Below are 19,153 nucleotides of genomic sequence, written 5' to 3' on the forward strand. Positions count from 1 at the left end.
ATGACGTGTAAAGTCCCGGTTCAGTCCAGTTTTCTTTGTTCTATATGTGTCAGGTGCAACTAATTCAATAGAGAAAGAGCACATTCACAGGCTTTTACACCTTCTAAAAACAAGAAATTAGGTTGATAGACAATCATGAGAAAGATTTTTACAATGAGTTCGTGCTCATAAGAAGTGGAGAGCCAAAATGATGAGAAGGAGGAAAAGATCAGATATGAAACGGTCAATTTCTATTTTTATTACGTGTTTATTGATTACAGTATTGACAATGGGCGGCTTGCAGGCTTCGCCGGCATCTGCAGCAGGGACAAAAACGCCAGCAGCCAAGAATGGGCAGCTTAGCATAAAAGGAACACAGCTCGTAAACCGGGACGGCAAAGCGGTACAATTGAAAGGGATCAGTTCACATGGATTGCAATGGTATGGCGATTTTGTCAATAAAGACAGCTTAAAATGGCTGAGAGACGATTGGGGCATAACCGTTTTCCGCGCGGCGATGTATACGGCAGACGGCGGTTATATTGATAATCCGTCCGTGAAAAATAAAGTAAAAGAAGCGGTTGAAGCGGCAAAAGAACTTGGGATATATGTCATCATTGACTGGCATATCTTAAATGACGGCAACCCAAACCAAAATAAAGAGAAGGCAAAAGATTTTTTTAAGGAAATGTCAAGTCTTTACGGAAACACGCCAAACGTCATTTATGAAATTGCAAACGAACCAAACGGTGATGTGAACTGGAAGCGTGATATTAAACCGTATGCGGAAGAAGTGATTTCCGTTATCCGCAAAAATGATCCAGACAACATCATCATTGTCGGAACCGGTACATGGAGCCAAGATGTGAATGATGCAGCCGATGATCAGCTAAAAGATGCAAACGTCATGTACGCGCTTCATTTTTATGCCGGCACACACGGCCAATCTTTACGGGATAAAGCAAACTATGCACTCAGTAAAGGAGCGCCTATTTTCGTGACGGAATGGGGAACAAGCGACGCGTCTGGAAATGGCGGTGTATTCCTTGACCAGTCGCGGGAATGGCTGAATTATCTCGACAGCAAGAACATCAGCTGGGTGAACTGGAATCTTTCTGATAAGCAGGAATCATCCTCAGCGTTAAAGCCGGGAGCATCTAAAACAGGCGGCTGGCCGCTTACAAATTTAACTGCTTCAGGAACATTCGTAAGAGAAAACATTCACGGCAGCAAAGATTCAACGAAAGAACGCCCTGAAACGCCAGCACAAGATAACCCCGCACAGGAAAACGGCATTTCTGTACAATACAAAGCAGGGGATGGGGGTGTGAACAGCAACCAAATCCGCCCGCAGCTTCACATAAAAAATAACGGCAATGCGACGGTTGATTTAAAAGATGTCACTGCCCGTTACTGGTATAACGCGAAAAACAAAGGCCAAAACTTTGACTGTGACTACGCGCAGATTGGATGCGGCAATCTGACCCACAAATTTGTGACGCTGCATAAACCTAAGCAAGGTGCAGATACCTATCTGGAACTGGGTTTTAAAACAGGAACGCTGTCACCGGGAGCAAGCACAGGGAATATTCAGCTTCGTCTTCACAATGATGACTGGAGTAATTATGCACAAAGCGGCGATTATTCCTTTTTTCAATCAAATACGTTTAAAACAACGAAAAAAATTACATTATATCATCAAGGAAAACAGATTTGGGGAACAGAACCCCATTAGTTAAGCTTTAGGCGGACATCAGCAACGATGTCCGCTTTTATTATCTTAAACAGCAATACATGGAGGTTTACGTGGCGGAAGAAACTTAAACAGTATATGAGCCTGTACAAATGTTGTTAGCAATCTCAAGAAAGCCAAGGAGTAGATATGATTCACTGAACATATGTTCAATTTAAATCTACTAATGAAGAGGGCCTTTGACTAGGCCCTCTTCATTAGTAGATAAGACATAATCATTACACAAGATTTATGTCGTGGTTCTATATTCATATTTTCATTGTAATAAATTGAAAATATGAATATAATAGGTAGTGATCGCAATACTAACATTGGAGGTTTTATGTGGAAGTTTAAAGAATTAATAAGAGATAAGACATTTAGAAGGTGGGCTCTGAGTATAATTCTGACTATTCCAACTAGTGTGAGTACATTCATTTCATTTCTAGACTTGGATGCTCGTTGTAGATTAATTATTTTACTTATATTAGTAGGGTTGTCGCTAGTCATAATAATTGTTCAATTCATTAGACTACTTTTTATGAATAATATCACTCTTAATCTCAATGGTTCCGAAGTTGAAATTAAAAAAGGTGATATTTTTGAAGTGCCAAGAAATAATTATAAAGTCATTGCATTTAATGAGTATTTTGACACTCAAGTAGATGACGTAATAATCGCCCGCGAAACATTAAATGGTCAATATATAAAGCGTTATTATTCACATCAAGATATCACTGAGTTGGATCAGAAAATTAAAGATGACGTAAAACTTAAAATTGAAGAAAAAAATGTTGAAAGACCTTTTGGAGGAAAAACAACACGTTACAGCTTGGGATCAGTCTTTAAAGATATGGATTTTTTTCTAGTGGCTTTTTCGAAGTTTGATAGAGAAAATCGTGCCCAATTAAAACTAAATGAATATGCAAGCTGCATGCTTAATGTATGGAATGAAATCAATACATTACATGCAAGCAAAGAAGTGTTTATCCCCTTATTAGGTTCTGGAATAACAAGACATGTGGATTCTGATGTTGGAGTCAATGAACTATTACATATAATGTTGTGGACATTTCAGATCAGTAAAGTAAAGTTTAGAGAACCAGCCAAAATTACAATTCTTTTGTACAAAAATGATCACAAGAAGATCAATTTTTATAAGTTAAAGGAGTTTGAGAAGAATGGGTTATAGGAATGGAAATTATGCTGCTTTCTATGTCAGTGAACCGTTTAGTGAAAGTAGTTTAGGGGCTAATGCAACCAAGGATTTTGTGTCGTATAACATGTTAAGAGCATGGAAAGGAAAAGATAATAACTACCCATTTAATGACTCCCACGATAAAACATACAATGTACGGGACGGTAGTGATTGGGAGAAAACATTAAAGCCAAGATTAAGAAAAAGATTAGATCAATCAAAAAATATAATCTTTTTTTTAAGTAAGCATACTGAAAACAGCAAAGCTTTGCGAGAAGAAATTGATTACGGTATTAATGTGAAGGGGCTACCAGTTATCGTTGTATACCCTGAACTTTCCGAAAAGAGTGACATCATCGACTGCACTACAAAGGTTTTCAGATCAGAAGTGGTGAATTTATGGAGTAGAGTCCCTGTTTTTAAAGACTCTATGCTAAAGGTACCAACTATTCATATTCCTTATAAAAAAGACCAAATTAAAAAAGCTTTAGAGAACAAAGATTTTATGATTAATTCAAAGATTTCTGCAGGTTCGGTTTATTTTTATCCATGTTAATCCTAATGGTAGCTCATTAATTCAAAAACCTCTATGCCCAATTTAATTTATTGAGGAGGTAGAGGTTTTGATATTAAAATGATGAAGATAGATTATTGGATATGAATTTCATTTTATCTAGTTTACATAATATATATTCTAGGAAGTTATGAAGAGGGATGAATTATGAGTCTCATAAACCAAGTATACTTTAGTTATTGAGACAAATAAGAGAAATTTATAACTGCAATAATCGCACATTGTGTTATTGCAGTTACACGTATAAAAATGTTTACAGCGTTAGTTTTGATTCAGCTGAAAAACCTAACGCAAAAGCAAGCTTGAACAGCCGCCAGCCAGAGTACTGCCGCGAAATAAAATCCGGCTCTGAGCCCAGCCAATCATTAAAAATTCCCGCAACCAAGGTCCCCCGAAAATACCGAGTGCATAAAGCGCCTGGTATGCCCCATCGATGTTGCTCTCATGCCCGCCGGAACAGACTCAATCGACATTCCAATATGCCGTCGTGAAGCCAAACATTGTCGTAAAAATCATGCCATGGGCTAAAATGGACAAAAACAAGATTTTCAGCAGGGCCATCTGCCCGGCTGCCTTCATCATACCGCTCAATGTAGGAATCTTTGCAGCCGTTTTCATTTCACGAATCGTGAGAGACAGGCAAAGACCGCAAGACCGAGGCCGCTCCCGGTCCAAAACGACAAAAAACTTTCTCCATAAGATAAACGTGACAATGAGAAAAAGCACCTTGTCTTTCGTAACGCATCACATCCTCTAATATGAATTGACTTCCGGGTGCATTATCTTCTTCCTATCTATTCATATAATGAGAAAAAGCCGCCTGATGAACAGACGGCTCTGCAGCTTGTTATTTGCTTCGGTTACCTGCGGAAGCATGAGTGATCCGATAATGCACAGTTAAAAATTTCAGTCCGAACAGCCACATATGATGAACGGCCTTCAGGCTTGTTTCGCTCTGGGCTGAAATAAGAAATGTCTCTGCCAGCGGAAGATGACACGTCCCCCATTTCGTCTGGAGATAAATCCCTTCATCACCCGCTCCGCTTTTTCGCCGTCTGCTTGTCAAAACAAGATTCTGCTTACGCGCATAAGGTTTTAAAATGCCCGTCATTTGGCCGTACGGCAGCGGAAGAGAGATATTCATGTATCCTTCCCCTTTTGCCCTGTACGCTGAATACAGCGCAGTAAAAACGGTTTCCTGCTTTTCATTTGTTCTGATCCACGCACGGACATTTTTTCTGCCGTCTTTATCAGAGTCAACTCCTATAATATCACTGTGCATGATATACCAATCCGGATTCATGGACAGATGAATCTGCCCCGCTCTTCTGCTGAACGGCTCGTACACGCGCGCGAACGGACGAAACCAACCGCTCCACGTCACTTTCGCCATGATGTCATAATCAATTGTCTTTTCATAAAAGGAAATAACGGCCGGCGCCAGCTTTTCAGTTGAAAAGTCTTCAGAATGCAGTTCTCTCAGCTGATCCTGAAGGCCGGTATAATGGATGTCATTTGCTGCATGAATGTCAGTCAAAAAATCTTTGCCTATCGTTCCCTTCCCGTAAATTCTGCTGAACGTTCTTTCACTGTTCTCATCGAACGGTCTAGGATTTTCTATTCTCCACCCCGCCAAAGCCGGCAGGATAACGCCGAATGCATTGACGGCCCCATGAATCCAAATCATCTGGCTGATCGTGAGCGTTGCCTCCGCGCGGTAGACACCGTACGAATATATCAAAGAAAAAGCAATTGTGATCATTAACACAGCCGAAGAACTCCTGATCAAGATCCTGCCTGTTTTCGTAACAAACGGCGCCTTAAAGACGAGATATGCATTTACATACAGACCCGCAAGATACAGAGCGACAGCAATCACATCAAGTGTCTTTGAAAATGTAATCCCCAAGGCAATTAGGACCGGCGAAATCAAAATAATGACCGTGCTCCACCGGTAAAGTCCGCGTTTCTCCCGTATGATCCTGCCGAGCAATCCGTTAAAGATCGGAATGAGAAAAGCGGAATAGTGAAAGTGCACCGCCGTCAGCAGAACGATAAGCGGGCCGAAATTCAGGACGGGAATCTCAAGGACATATGCGAAGAACCAGAATCCGCCCCCGGCCAAATAAATGAAACCCGCCATAACTGACATCTCTTCTGTTCTGTGAATATTTGTTTTCATCAGCCGGCGGACAGCATACAGTGCCAGTCCAAGCGTATAAATGAACCACACAAAGGCAAAAAAGCTGAAGCCTGTGACAAGCGCAAGCGCCGCACATATAGCGGCAACAGGATAACTCCGTAACCACACATTCTCTAAGGTCTTTGACGGCCGAAAAGCAAAGCAGAATACAGCGTGAACGAAAAAAAGCACGGAAAATAAAACAAACGTCTCAGCCGCTGATATATGCGGAGCTTCAGCCGCCGCAAATCCCAAAAAGCAAACAACGCTTACCATGAGATGACGCTTCAGCATGTTTCTCCCTCTGTTTCCCGGAAAGTCCCCCGGTAAGAGAAAAGCGTGCCGAGTATCCGGTTTTTCACATGAACCTTTATGCTGAAGCAATTCATTTCCTCATCATAAGCCTCATAAACGGTTGAATTCCCGCACAGCCATGCCGGAATCGGGATTTTCTTTCCGCCTATCAGGAGCCACTGCCTTCCGGATGTAATAATAAGCCCTCCGTCTGAAGACGCTTCTAAATGCAGTTCAGACAGTAGGATGTGAGGTTTGCCGAAGTAATCAAGAATTCTGTTTTCCCGCTCATCATATTCCATGACCGCATCAAAAAAACGCGTTTTGCCTTTAAAGAAAAAGGTACGATTCCATTCCACGCCATTTTGCCTGTTTTTGTTTTCGATAGTGAAAGGGATATCGTTTCCCCTCTCTGAGAAAAAACATCTGAAAAAAACACCGCTCTTTAAAAGCATTCTGACAAGAAAAGAACCTCCCTTTATTTCTGACATAACGCCTTCTCCGCAAAACGTGCGTGATCCGTCAAATCTGTACCGTTTCTGCAGCATCGGGTGCAGTGATTGATAATGAGTAATCGTTTTTTCATACATTGAATCCGTCATTTCACTTCTCTCTTTCGTTTTGTATGCCAGGCGCTCGGCAGCTTGAGCTTAAGAATCATGCCGGCTATCGTAAGGACTCCTAATGAAATCAAGAATCCGCCGCCGGAATATAACAGTGCCGTTACACAAAAGAAGACTGACTGCCCGGCGTGAATCAGCCACTTTCTCCGCATGGGAAGCAGCCATAATACCCCTAACCCTGTCTCCAGCGTTCCCCTCACGATCTCTGCATCGGCACAGCCATCATGAAAGCCTTGAAAAAACCAATACAGACTGAATACGAGGCACATACAGACATAGACAAATCCGAAACGGACCGATATCTTCGGATGTCTGTTTTGTTCTATCCAAAGCCGCAACGCATCAAAGCTCCATGCGGTAGCCCAGCTTAGCAGAGGACGAAATAAAAACCGGTCTATCCAACTTCCCGGCAGACCGCGGGCCGTTTCATATTGATATTGAGTCAAAAATGAGGTTTGTCCGTTATCCCGCTCTATATACTTCCAGTAGCCCCTGCCTTCTTTTATAAGTGACAGCGGATGATCAGAGGCAAAAGCGAGCGAAGACACTCTTTCTGACAAGCGAGGCCTTATGTCACCTATTGATTCGCCCGTGCCGGATACCTTCAGCCCAAAACCGATTCGTGTTTCATATAGAAATCTCTGCGGTTCATCTGGCAGCCTATGAAGATATGTAATGTCAGAAAAACGCAGATCCCATTCCTTATGAAGATGCGGGTTTTGCGTATATTCCCAAAGCGTTTCTATATCAGATGCAATATTGATTTCGACATATATCGGCTTCTGTTTCATGCCCCCTCCTCTTCCCTTCTTTTGTAAACAATTCCTATATTATCATAGGAACAGATCAAGCGGCAGAACGAAAAGGCCATCCCGTTATCGGCAGGACAGCCTCAGTGGCTTTGATGACTTACGAATAAGGTATCGTATCTTTTTTATCTTCAGAAGCGGTTTGAATGATAATCGGGCGCACGAAACGGATTACCGCAGCCGAGGCCAAAACGGCTAATCCGCCTGCAAGCAAAAACGCCCCCGAGAATGATCCGCTTTTATCCGCGATAAAGCCGGTTAAAGCAGGCCCGATAATACCGGCCGTGTTTGCAAGAAAATGCATAAAGCCGCCGACTGACCCGACATTCCTTTGATCAACCACATCATGAATCACCGCCCAATAGATAGAGCCCGTTATATATAAAAAGAAGACTGATAAAGCAACGAGAATAACGGCACTTACGGTAGTGGTAACAAGTCCGGCAAGTCCGATCAGTACAGCGGAAGCGAACAGGCAAGTGACAAGAATGACTTTCCGTGAGAACAGAACCCCTTTTCCGGCGGTTTTTTTGTATACATAATCAGAAATCATTCCGCCTGCCGCCAAACCGATAAATCCAAGAATCCAGGGAATAACAGTCACCACGCTCATAAATTCAACACTTAAACCGCGTTCTTTCACCAGATAGCTCGGAAACCATGTTAAGAAGAAAAATAAGATGTAATTGTAGGCGAAAAAGGCAAAAGCCGTGAAGAGAACCGTTTTTTGTTTTAAATAAAAGGTCATCGGGATATGCTGCTCATGCGATTGAACCGCCGCTTTCATTGCCGGGGTGTCTTCCGTCTGTGCCGGCCGTTCTTTGACAAATTTAAACCAGATAAACGCCCAGACTAAACCGACGATCATGATCAGGACAAAGGAAACCTTCCAGCTGAATGCCACAGCAATCATCCCGACAATCGGGCCGGAAATCGCTCCGCCGAGCGGCGTGCCGCTGTTTGTCAGGCCGATGACCGTGGCGCGCTGAGACGGAGGAAACCAATTGTTGACCATTTTGCTTATGGCAGCCGACAGCGGCCCCTCGCCCATACCGAATAAAACACGGATAATCAAAAGACTTACAAATCCGAAAGCAAGCGCAACCGCCCCGCTGAAAAGAGACCAAACGATCATCGCCGTACACAATGTCAATTTAGCCCCGTACCGGTCAGATGCAACACCGCCAAGGAAGTTACACACAGCGTATCCGACAGAAAAACTGCTGAAAATCAGCCCCATTTGGGTTGCAGACAATGTGAGATCCTGCTGTATGAACGGCGCCGCAATAGACAGCGCTGAACGGTCTAAATAGTTAATCACCCCGGCTGAAAATAAAAGAAGAATAATAGGGAATCTATCCTTTGAGAACATAAAATCCCTCCCTCTTATTTCATAATTTAAATTGCCGGAGTAAACCGGTTTATGTAATGAAACCGGTTATCCGGATTGCCTTGCCAGAAGCGCCGGTTTATAGCGGTGAATCCGTTTTTCACCGCTATCTTTTTCTTGTATCTGGCAAAGAAGAAGGCTTCCCGCTTTTCGCGCCATTTCTGCCGCAGGCTGGACGATCGTCGTAATCGGAGGAGTAAAAAAACCTGCAAAAGGAACTTCATCAATTCCGATGACGGCTGCCTTATCCGGGATTGTCATATCATGCTCCTTCATATACTTCAGCACCTCAACAAGAACGATATCGTTTGCCGCCAATATCGCTTTCGGAGGCTCCTGAAGTGAGAACAGCTCTGACAAAACATTGGAAATATCAGCCGCATCGGCTGTTTTGATATATTCGTTCCGCACCATCATCCCGTGGCGGTCAAGCGCCTTTTTATACCCTTCAATCCGCTCTACCCTCGGACTGATTTCCCGAATAATGGACGTCGTAATAATCGCGATTCTCTTAATGCCGCTCTCGATAAACCGGTCAACGGCAAGACCGGCTGCATGATGGTTATCAAGCATCACTGTCGGAATCCCGAGTTTTTCAATGGTTCTGTCCATAAACACAACCGGAAACGTATCGCGTTTCATCTTTTCATATAAAGAGAGATTTTCGCCCGTCGGAAAAATAATAATTCCGTCCACCTGCTTGGCCCTGAGCATTTCAATATATTTCTTTTCTTTTTCCGGTTCATCATCCGCATTGCAGACAATAATATGAAATCCTTGTTCATGAAAATAGTCTTCCACCGCCCTGATGACCTGAGTGGAAAAGGTGTGAAGAATATTAGCCACCACCACACCTACCGTAAATGTTGATTTCTGTTTTAAGCTGCGGGCGACGAAATTCGGCTGATAGTTCAGCTCTTGAATGGCCGCTTCTATTTTTTGTTTCGTTTTCTCGCTCATATAGTCATAGCGCTGATTTAAAAATTGAGATACGGTGCTTTTAGATACGTTTGCATATTTCGCCACATCAGAAATTGTAATGGTTTTCATAGACTCATCCCCGTCTGTCTTCATTTTTCACTAGTATAAGTCAGAAGTAAATAGTTTACAATCTGACAGGGAACTGGATTCTGTCACACTCCCGAATAAGCCATAAAACCTCCGTCGACGGGAACGGTGACCCCGGTGATAAAGCCTGAGTATGAATCATCCGAAAGCCACAGGAGCGTTCCCAGAAGGTCTTCCGGTTTCCCGAAACGTTTCATCGGTGTATGTGCCATAATCTTATTGGATCGGTCTGTCAGACTTCCATCTTCCTGTAATAACAACTCACGGTTTTGCGCAGTCAAAAAGAAACCCGGAGCGATGGCATTCACCCGCAGCCCTTTTTTCGCGAAATGAACAGCCATCCACATCGTAAAATTCTGAACCGCCGCCTTAGCCGCACTGTAGGCAGGCACCTTTGTCATCGGTGTATACGCGCTCATAGAAGAAATATTAATAATCGCGGGACATTCCGCCTTCAAAAGGTCTTTTCCAAACACTTGCGATGCCAGAAATGCACCGGTAAAGTTGCTTGAAAATACGCTGGAAAATCCCGTTTCGTCCATATCAAAAAATGATGGGCTCTGCTCATCCTCTTCATACGTCTCATTGGCAGTGATCGCATCAGCGTGGTTTCCCCCGGCTCCGTTAATTAAAAGATTGACAGAACCGAACCGGCTGATAATCTCGTCTTTTGCCTTTTCGAGCGAATCACGGGCTGAAACATCAGCCGGTACAGAAACCGCGGTTCCTCCAGCGTCAGCAATCTCGCCCGCCGCACGCTCTGCTTTATCAGCATTCCGGCTGACGATCGCAATTTTCATCCCCTGCCGTGAAAGCTCCTTTGCCATTGCTGAACAGAGAACACCGCTCCCGCCTGTTATGACAGCGGTTCTTCCTGATAAACGTTCATGAATCGGTCTCATCTCTTCACCTCTTTCTCATGAGACGAGAACGCATCCCACAGTCCGCTCAAGTACATAATTCCTAAGGCACGATCATATAAACCATAGCCCGGCCGGCATTGTTCGCCCCAGATATGACGGCCGTGATCAGGCCGTACATATCCTTTGTAGCCTTGGCCGTGCAATTCTTTTACCACACCGGTAATATCAATGGACCCATCACTGGTAAGATGCGAAGTTTCCGTAAAATCACCGTTATCGCAGATTTTCACATTTCGTATATGGGCAAACGGCGCAGCTCCCGCATAGTGTTTGGCGATCTTCACCATATCATTGGCGGGATCCGCTCCCATCGAACCCGTGCACAACGTAATACCGTTGGCGGGTGAATCTGAAATCTCTCGCAGCTTTTCATAACTTTTCTCACCGGTGATAATACGGGGCAGGCCAAAAATTGACCAGGGCGGATCATCCGGATGAATGGCCATTTGAATGCCATGTTCCTCCGCTACAGGAAGGATTTCATGTAAAAAGAATTCTAGATTGGCCCAAAGCTGTTTTTCACCGACCGTTTGATAGGCTTCAAACAGTTCCTTGATCCGGGCCATTTTCTCCGGCTCCCACCCGGGAAGCGTCAAATCAGAAGATTCTTCAACCGTGCGGATCAGTTCTTCCGGAGGGAGACTTTCCACTTTCGCTTTTTCAAAAAACAAAGCAGTTGACCCATCCTCCAGTGCGCGGAACATATCAGTACGCGTCCAGTCAAAAATCGGATGAAATTGTAACAGATGACTTTCACGCCGAATTCGGACAGATTGCGAATGGTCTGTTTATAGTGCTCAATATATTGTCCGCGTTCTTCATGGCCGAGTTTAATGGCTTCATGAACATTCACGCTTTCCACGACCTCTGCATGAAACCCATAGGATTGAATGAATCTGACTTCGGCTTCAATGTCCTCCTTTTCCCATACTTCGCCCGCGGGCTTCTGGTGAAGAGCCCAGACGATGCCTTTGACCCCGGGAATTTGTCTGACATGTTCAAGCGTCACCGTATCATTACCTTGGCCGTACCAGCGAAACGTGATATTCATGTTACACCCCCGTATATTCGTTTTTTCGGCAGACGTATTCTTTGCTGAGGGATACGGCAGCTTCATAGCCGCCCTTTTGATATGCTTTTGTCAAGTCGCTTCCCACTCCGACCGCGACCGCTCCGGCAGAAAGCCAGTCATTCATGCTGTTTAATGAGATACCCCCGGTCGGCATAATGCGGACATTCGGCAGAGGGCCGTTGACCGACTTGATAAATGAGGGATTAAACGAATTAGCGGGGAACAGCTTTACCACATCACATCCGGCTTCGAGCGCCAAAGCCATATCAGACACGCTCATGCATCCCGGCAGATACGGTACGCTGTACTGGTTGCATAGAGATGCTATCTCTTTTACAAAATGAGAGCTGACGATAAATGAGGCGCCTGATAAAATGGCGTGTCTCGCTGTTTCGGTATCCATTACAGAACCGGCTCCAAGAAGAATATCTTGATGCCGGAGTTCCTTAAAGACATCTTCCACTTCAGGAGTTGTGTATGTAAGCTCAATGGCGCTGATACCTCCTGAAATGGCCGCTTTTGAAACTTCAAGCGCCTCTTGGCTGTTTTGTCCCCTTATGACAGCCACCACTTGTGCATGCAGAAGTTTTTCGTAAATGGCGTACTTAGGCAGCATTCTCGCTCCTCCTTTAATCAAACGTAATGATTGCTTTTCCCACCTTGCCCGGGTGCTGTTCGATCAACTGAAATGCTCGATGGACGTCATCTGCTGAAAATGTATGTGTAATAAGACCGCCGTGCGTTAACAGGCCTTTATTCAGTAAGTCTGTAATGTACGGAAACTGATTCGTCTGCAATCTTGAACCGGTGATCGTGACTTCCTTTTTTGTGATCGGAAGCTGAGAAATGCCGGCAGTCCTCTCATCAAAACCAAGCACAACCACATGACCGGCCGGAGACACTGCGTCAATTGACGTTTCAAACGTTGAGGGGAGACAGACGGCATCAATGACGACATTAGCGCCTTCATTTTTTGTCCATTCGTTCACCCGCAAAACGGGATCTTCATGAACGCCGAACACCGAAAGCGCTTTGCAGACGTTCGGACGTCCTTTCCGGCAGGCATAGCATGTTCCGCAATAAGATATCGGTTCAATCACTACCCGGTCACCCGGCTTGAAACGCCGGACATGAGAACCGGTCTTTGCGACTTCCCCTGTGACTTCATGTCCGATTACTCTCGGCAGGGACGCTAACGGATTTGTCCCATGATAAATATGCAAATCTGATCCGCAAATTCCGACCCGCTTCACCTTGACAAGAACATCATCCGCGTGGACAACAGACGGTTTCTCACATTCCGTCACCATCAGATCAAATGCTTTCCGTACTTGAACCGCTTTCATTTTTTCACCCGCTTTTTAAGTTGTGCTTGCTACCGTTCAATCACAGTCTCTTTGTTTACAAATGACAGAACCTCTTCTAGGCAGGGAAGCCCTTCATTGTCACCGGAAACTGTGGTGACGAGCGCACCGACTGCATTTGCAAACTCCAGACGTTTTTCCGGTTCAAAATCATGCAAATAACTGTACAGGTAGCCGGCATTAAAGCCGTCACCCGCTCCTACCGTGTCGACAGGCGCAACCGGGAAAGCCTCTTTGTGAACCCACTTATGATCATGATACAGCGCAGAACCCGCTTCACCGTCTTTTATGACTAGCTGACTGATTGAATAGCTCTCTGCAAACCGGGCTAATGCTTCATTTTCTCCTATACCTGTCAGCTGTTTCATTTCGTCCCGGCCCGCCAGAAGAATATCAGTATGCGGAAAGATTTGATGAAATGCCGCACGTGCCTCCTCAATCGTCCACAGCTTCAGCCTGATATTCGGATCAAAAGATACGGGAATCTTTCTTGCTTTGGCGATAGAAAGCACCCTTTCAGCAATTTCAAGATTTTTCTTATCAAGCGCGAGGAACACACCGGTAAGATGAACGATGTGAATGCCGTCAAACATATTCTCAGTTATATCTTCCGGTGCAAGAGTCAGAATTGGTGAATTGAAACGATAATAAAACGTCTTGCCTGAACCGTCATTTCTGATCTCTTTGACATTTAAAGATGTAGGAAAGCCTTCAACAAAGGAGACGTCAGTCACATCAATTCCTTCTCCTTTGGCAAACTGATAAATCACTCTGCCGAACTCATCCTTCCCCAGTCTGCTGACCCACTTTGAGTGCAGGTTCAATCTGGCGCATGCAATCGCAAAATTCAGTTCAGCTCCTCCTGCTTTTCGTTCAAAATGGGTAACAAAACGCAAAGGTCCTGTGCTTGCGGGATTTAAGGTGATCATCGCATCACCGATCGTAAAAATGCCATAATCAGAAGCCACATCAATACTCCTTTCCTTTAAGACTAAATCGGTTTGGTAAACCGGTTTAGTTAAACTTTATATGAAAGCACTTACATATACAAGAGAAAAATACAATAAATTCAAAAAAATCTGTTTTCAGTAAAAATAACCCGGTTTTTCACATAAAAACCCCTTCACAACAAAATGTAAGGGGGTTTTTTGAAAATTGTATGCATGTTTCCTCAGTTAGCAGTCTTACGTTCAGGGCTTGTACCTTCTTCTTCCGCCCATGTTTCAATATGCTTGAGCTCCGGAGTATTCTCGGCTTTGAATACGGGATCAAGACCTTTTTTGCGCTGAGCGGCATAATCCTTATAGATCTTGTAGGCTACATTACTCAGCAGTAAGATTGCCACTAAGTTAATGAGAGCCAAGAGTCCCATAAACAAGTTTGCCATGTCCCAGACGATCTGGAAGTCAGCCAAACATCCGTATACCACCATCACTACGACGAATACGCGGTAAATATTAAGCCATGTTTTGCTTGTTTTAATAAATTCAATATTCGTTTCACCATAGTAATAGTTGCCGACGACTGAGCTGAATGCGAATAAAAACATCGCAATCGCAATAAATGTCGGCGCCCATCCGCCGAGATGGTGCTGCAGTGCGGCTTGCGTCACTTGGATGCCGTCGCCTTTAGGCGTAACGCTGTACAATAAAATGATAAAAGCAGTCGATGTACAAACGATAAACGTATCAAAGAACACGCCGAGGGTCTGAATTAATCCCTGCTTAGCCGGATGCGACACATGTGCAGCTGCTGCGGCATTCGGCGCGCTTCCCATACCCGCTTCGTTTGAAAACAGGCCGCGCTGCGCTCCGATAATAATGATGCTTCCTAAGCTTCCGCCGACGATCTGCTCAAGACCGAACGCATTTTTCACAATCGTAACAAGAAGCTCAGGTACCGCCGAAATATTTACAATCACGACATACAGCGCGATCAGAATATACATTCCCGCCATAACCGGAACGATTAATTGCGAGACAGAAACAACACGCTTCAGACCGCCGAATATAATGAAAGCCGTTAATACAGCTAAAATGATTGCGATAACTGTTTTATTCACATGGAATGCTTCGTCAAACGCCACAGAAATCGTATTTGACTGCACCGCGTTAAAGATAAGTCCGAAAGAAACGGTAATCAATACGGCGAATAAAATACCGAGCCAGCGGGCGCCCAGTCCCTTTGCCATGTAATATGCCGGACCGCCGCGGAATTCGTCACCGGAACGCACTTTATACAGCTGCGCCAAGGTGCTTTCCACAAAGCTGGAAGCCATACCGACAATCGCTACGATCCACATCCAAAATACTGCGCCGGGACCGCCTGTTGCAATCGCCAGCGCGACGCCGGTCAAGTTTCCGGTTCCGACACGAGAAGCTGCTGAGATAAAGAATGCCTGCATTGAAGACACTCCTTTATTTCCTTGCGGCTTCTCCCCGACGATTCTGAACATTTCAAAAAAGTACTGGAATTGAATAAAGCGAAAACGGAACGTAAAGTACAATCCGATCCCGACTAAAATATAAACAAGATACTTCCAAATAAAATCATTTGGAACATTTATGATTTCACTGATGAAAGCCTCCATGTTTAACCTCCCTTTTACATATCTTTTACTGTCATTTTTGCTGTATATGTTAGATCTTTTAACACAACGGGTATTATTATATCACAACAACAGTGGTTGAGAAGTTTTTTTAAGAAAATGTTTCGGTTTCTTCATCACATCTTTTGCTGTCATGCCCCGTTTTTTATCTTACAGCCCGAAAAATGTTGTCACGTCATAAGGAATGCGTGCATATCATAACAAATAGGTCTTTAAGAAAAAAGAGATGAAAAGATGGATGGAATGGTATATACTTAACCAGGATAATAATTTTTTAAATTTAATAAATGTGTTTACTTTACATTTAAATTAGGGTATTATAATAAAAATATTCAGACTTATGAAGGGAGGAGAACATTTGAAAAAAATCTTGTTTTTAAAAGCTTCTATTTTATTTTTAGCGATTGCAAGCTTTCATTTGCTCTCCATTCCCCATGCGTTTGATACCGCTCATCATTTTAAAGCGGTAGCCGACCAGCAGGAAATGCACGAAATGAAGGCCGGCCAAAATGCTGATGATGAGAAAAAATCGCTGACGGGCTCATATATCTTGACGGCGCTTTTTGCCGCTTCTGTCTCACTGATCGTGATATCAGACAGGAGACGCCCCGCTTCCCGGAGAAGACAGCGAAAGAAAAGCTTTTTAATCGCTAAATTTTATCAGTCCTCGTATTTCGATGAGCTTCATGTTCAACATCGCCTATCTATGTAACATAAAATGAGGAGGTTGTTAAACATGTTGTTTATCTTACGAATGGTGATTTTAGGGTTGTTTTCATTCACTGCATTGAATTTATTTGTATGGCAGGGAATCGAAGTCATTCACGCTATCACTGACTTATTCGGCAGCCATGAAAGCTAAATAGTAAAACCTCCGCTCAATGAGCGGAGGTTTTTTATTTTATTTTTACTCTTAAACATCGTATGCAGGGATACGCCATACATCTGTTACCGGCCCTGTCTCATCTTCATCGGTAAAGAAGGAGCCGTTGCTGTATCGGTCATTCGCCCGCAAGGACTTCACGGCGATTTCGATTCTCTCGCCTTTTTCTGTTTCCGCAGCGATCATGTCGGCCAAAGCGCACGCAAATACGCCGACTGCCCGATGCGGGTTCTTTTTAAGCTCACGCAGCATGACGACACCGCGTTTCGCCCTGGATGTTTTTTCGAATTCAGATAGGTTCATCCGTTTGATTGCTCCCCGCTGTGTGACGAGGACAAGCGAATCTGTTTCATGCAGGATTTGCCCTGATACGACGGTATCACCGTCTTTTAAATTTATGCCCTTTACGCCGGCCGCACGGGCACCGACTACATTTACTTCATCTTCACCGAACCATAAACCGTACCCAAGGCGGGTGGCGATAAACAGCTGGCTGACGCCGTCTGTGACATGAACATCAATCAGCTCATCATCCCCTTTAAGGTTAAGGGCAACAAGCGCTTTCGAGTAACGCTGCGCTTTGTAATGCGTCATTTCAGTTCTCTTCACCATACCGTTTTTCGTCATGAACAATAAATATGAAGAGGGATCAAATTCTTTTACCGGTATAGCTTTCACGATGGTTTCATCACGGTCAATCGTGATGATGTTCGTTACGTGCTGTCCCATGTCTTTCCACCTGATATCGGGAAGCTGGTGAACCGGACAATAAACATAGCTTCCCTTATTGGTAAAGAGCAGAAGAACATCCGTTGTATTCATTTCAAATTGGTGAATCAGCCTGTCAGTATCCTTCATACCGAAATCCTGGCCGTTAGAAGCGGCAAATGACCGCTGGCTTGTTCGTTTTACATAGCCGTCTTTTGTGACTGTCACATATACGTCCTCAGAGGCAACCATGACTTCAAGATTGATTTTAATTTCCTCAATCTTTTCTTCAATGACAGACCGTCTGCTGTCAGCATAGGTCTTTTTCAATTTTTTCAGGCTGCTTGTAATGACTTTTAACAGCTTTTTATCATGACTTAAAATGGCTTCGAGCTCCTGAATTTTCTTGCTGAGCTCTTCCGCTTCCTCTTTTAGCGCCGTAATATCCGTGTTTGTCAGACGATACAGCTGCAAGGATACGATCGCTTCGGCCTGCGGCTCCGTAAATGCGAATTTAGAAATTAAGTTTTGTTTCGCATCTTTCTTGTCGCTGCTTGCCCGGATGACCGCTATGACCTCATCTAACACGGACAGTGCCTTCATCAGTCCTTCAACGATGTGATGCCGCTCTTTTGCTTTTTGTAATTCAAAGACGGAGCGGTTTGTCACCACTTCCTTCTGATGGGAAATATACGCATCCAGGATGGCCGTAAGACTCATCAGCATCGGCCGGCGGTTATGTATGGCGACCATATTAAAGTTATATGTTGTCTGCAGATCAGTGTTTTTATATAAGAAATTCAGGATGCCTTTTGCATCGGCTTCTTTCTTTAACTCAACGACCACCCGAAGCCCCGTGCGGTCAGTTTCATCCCTGACTTCAGAAATGCCTTCGACTTTTTTGTCTATGCGGTATTCGTCCATTTTCTTAACGAGATTGGCTTTGTTTACTTCAAACGGAATTTCTGTAATGACGATCTGCTCCCGTCCGCCTCTTACGGATTCCACTTCAGCCTTGCCGCGGATAATAATTTTGCCTTTACCGGTTTCATAAGCCTTCCGAATGCCGTCGACTCCTTGAATAATGCCTCCTGTCGGAAAGTCAGGCCCTTTAATCACCTGCATCAAGTCATCGACGGTGCAATCCGGAGATTCAATCCGTTTAATGACGGCATCAATGACCTCACCCAGATGATGAGGGGGAATATCAGTCGCATAGCCCGCTGAAATCCCGGTTGATCCGTTAACAAGCAAGTTAGGGAACATGGCGGGCAAAACAACCGGCTCTTTACTGGTGTCATCAAAGTTCGGAACGAATTCAACCGTATTTTTATCAATATCACGCAAAAGCTCTGACGCGATAGAAGATAATCTCGCTTCCGTATAACGCATGGCAGCCGGCGGATCACCGTCAATGCTTCCGTTATTGCCGTGCATCTCAATCAGCACATTCCGCACTTTCCAATCCTGGCTCATCCGCACCATCGCTTCATAAACGGAGCTGTCACCGTGCGGATGATAATTACCGATAACGTTTCCGACCGTTTTTGCCGCTTTACGGAAATTTTTATCGAATGTATTTCCGTCTGCGTGCATGGCGTATAAAATTCTCCGCTGCACCGGCTTTAAACCGTCACGAGCGTCGGGCAGCGCCCTGTCTTGAATAATGTATTTACTGTAGCGTCCGAAACGGTCGCCGATTACTTCTTCTAACGGTAAATCATGAAATAATTCTGGCTGTGCCAC

17 protein-coding genes and 1 pseudogene are annotated in these 19,153 nt (G+C 44.2%); 5 read left to right on the forward strand and 13 right to left on the reverse strand.

The features are described from left to right. The first annotated feature begins 214 nt into the window (after positions 1-214). The 3 genes from AC2CGA_RS01900 to thsB all read left to right on the forward strand — a co-directional run bounded on the left by AC2CGA_RS01900 (position 215) and on the right by thsB (position 3,465). Positions 215-1,714, forward strand: coding sequence for a cellulase family glycosylhydrolase (locus AC2CGA_RS01900; RefSeq protein ID WP_060657280.1), 1,500 nt, complete (start codon positions 215-217; stop codon positions 1,712-1,714). 295 nt (positions 1,715-2,009) lie between these two features. After that, positions 2,010-2,903: a Thoeris anti-phage system NAD(+) hydrolase ThsA gene (thsA, locus tag AC2CGA_RS01905; protein ID WP_060657282.1), complete on the forward strand. Its 894-nt coding sequence runs from the start codon at positions 2,010-2,012 to the stop codon at positions 2,901-2,903. Continuing rightward, a complete protein-coding gene (thsB, locus tag AC2CGA_RS01910; protein WP_014418038.1) occupies positions 2,893-3,465 on the forward strand; it encodes a Thoeris anti-phage system ThsA activator ThsB in 573 nt (190 codons plus the stop codon). The genes thsA and thsB overlap by 11 nt, the downstream gene beginning before the upstream one ends. A 480-nt stretch (positions 3,466-3,945) precedes the next feature. Here thsB and AC2CGA_RS01915 read toward each other — a convergent pair whose 3' ends face one another. From AC2CGA_RS01915 to AC2CGA_RS01970, 12 genes and pseudogenes are all read right to left on the reverse strand, one after another. Beyond that, the gene (locus AC2CGA_RS01915; protein WP_060657284.1) at positions 3,946-4,209 is read right to left on the reverse strand and encodes a hypothetical protein; all 264 of its coding nucleotides are present in this window, start codon (positions 4,207-4,209) and stop codon (positions 3,946-3,948) included. A gap of 121 nt (positions 4,210-4,330) precedes the next feature. After that, positions 4,331-5,959: a YndJ family protein gene (locus AC2CGA_RS01920; protein ID WP_072588492.1), complete on the reverse strand. Its 1,629-nt coding sequence runs from the start codon at positions 5,957-5,959 to the stop codon at positions 4,331-4,333. After that, complete coding sequence (locus AC2CGA_RS01925; protein WP_032858600.1) at positions 5,953-6,561, reverse strand: DUF4166 domain-containing protein; 609 nt, start codon at positions 6,559-6,561, stop codon at positions 5,953-5,955. Before AC2CGA_RS01925 ends, AC2CGA_RS01920 begins: the two co-directional genes overlap by 7 nt. Further along, positions 6,558-7,373, reverse strand: a complete 816-nt coding sequence (locus tag AC2CGA_RS01930; RefSeq protein ID WP_003153945.1) for a hypothetical protein — start codon at positions 7,371-7,373, stop codon at positions 6,558-6,560. Before AC2CGA_RS01930 ends, AC2CGA_RS01925 begins: the two co-directional genes overlap by 4 nt. Positions 7,374-7,491: 118 nt before the next feature. Beyond that, entirely contained in the window at positions 7,492-8,763 is a 1,272-nt protein-coding gene (locus tag AC2CGA_RS01935; protein ID WP_044053244.1) for an MFS transporter, read from the reverse strand. Positions 8,764-8,829: 66 nt separating this feature from the next. Further along, complete coding sequence (locus AC2CGA_RS01940; protein ID WP_052586015.1) at positions 8,830-9,831, reverse strand: substrate-binding domain-containing protein; 1,002 nt, start codon at positions 9,829-9,831, stop codon at positions 8,830-8,832. An 83-nt stretch (positions 9,832-9,914) separates the two neighbouring features. Next, the gene (locus AC2CGA_RS01945) at positions 9,915-10,751 is read right to left on the reverse strand and encodes an SDR family oxidoreductase (protein ID WP_003153951.1); all 837 of its coding nucleotides are present in this window, start codon (positions 10,749-10,751) and stop codon (positions 9,915-9,917) included. Next, positions 10,748-11,823, reverse strand: a pseudogene (gene uxuA, locus AC2CGA_RS01950) (mannonate dehydratase). Before uxuA ends, AC2CGA_RS01945 begins: the two are co-directional and overlap by 4 nt. A gap of 1 nt (position 11,824) precedes the next feature. Further along, entirely contained in the window at positions 11,825-12,460 is a 636-nt protein-coding gene (locus AC2CGA_RS01955; RefSeq protein ID WP_003153952.1) for a bifunctional 2-keto-4-hydroxyglutarate aldolase/2-keto-3-deoxy-6-phosphogluconate aldolase, read from the reverse strand. 13 nt (positions 12,461-12,473) lie between these two features. Then, positions 12,474-13,190 (reverse strand): alcohol dehydrogenase catalytic domain-containing protein, encoded by a 717-nt coding sequence (locus AC2CGA_RS01960; RefSeq protein ID WP_003153953.1) that lies wholly within the window; start codon positions 13,188-13,190, stop codon positions 12,474-12,476. Positions 13,191-13,219: 29 nt separating this feature from the next. Then, complete coding sequence (locus tag AC2CGA_RS01965) at positions 13,220-14,176, reverse strand: sugar kinase (RefSeq protein WP_003153954.1); 957 nt, start codon at positions 14,174-14,176, stop codon at positions 13,220-13,222. Positions 14,177-14,379: 203 nt separating this feature from the next. After that, a complete protein-coding gene (locus AC2CGA_RS01970; protein ID WP_003153955.1) occupies positions 14,380-15,798 on the reverse strand; it encodes an alanine/glycine:cation symporter family protein in 1,419 nt (472 codons plus the stop codon). 376 nt (positions 15,799-16,174) lie between these two features. Between AC2CGA_RS01970 and AC2CGA_RS01975 the strand changes: the two genes are divergently transcribed. Together AC2CGA_RS01975 and AC2CGA_RS01980 are read left to right on the forward strand one after the other, a co-directional pair. Continuing rightward, a complete protein-coding gene (locus AC2CGA_RS01975) occupies positions 16,175-16,528 on the forward strand; it encodes a hypothetical protein (RefSeq protein WP_003153956.1) in 354 nt (117 codons plus the stop codon). Positions 16,529-16,552: 24 nt separating this feature from the next. After that, on the forward strand, positions 16,553-16,678 hold the full coding sequence (locus tag AC2CGA_RS01980) for a hypothetical protein (protein ID WP_003153957.1): 126 nt from the start codon (positions 16,553-16,555) through the stop codon (positions 16,676-16,678). A gap of 51 nt (positions 16,679-16,729) precedes the next feature. On the opposite strand, the gene parC is transcribed toward AC2CGA_RS01980, so the two are convergent. Continuing rightward, positions 16,730-19,153: a DNA topoisomerase IV subunit A gene (gene parC / locus AC2CGA_RS01985; RefSeq protein ID WP_003153959.1), complete on the reverse strand. Its 2,424-nt coding sequence runs from the start codon at positions 19,151-19,153 to the stop codon at positions 16,730-16,732.

It is taken from the genome of Bacillus sp. SYZHCR11 (genome assembly GCF_057196865.1).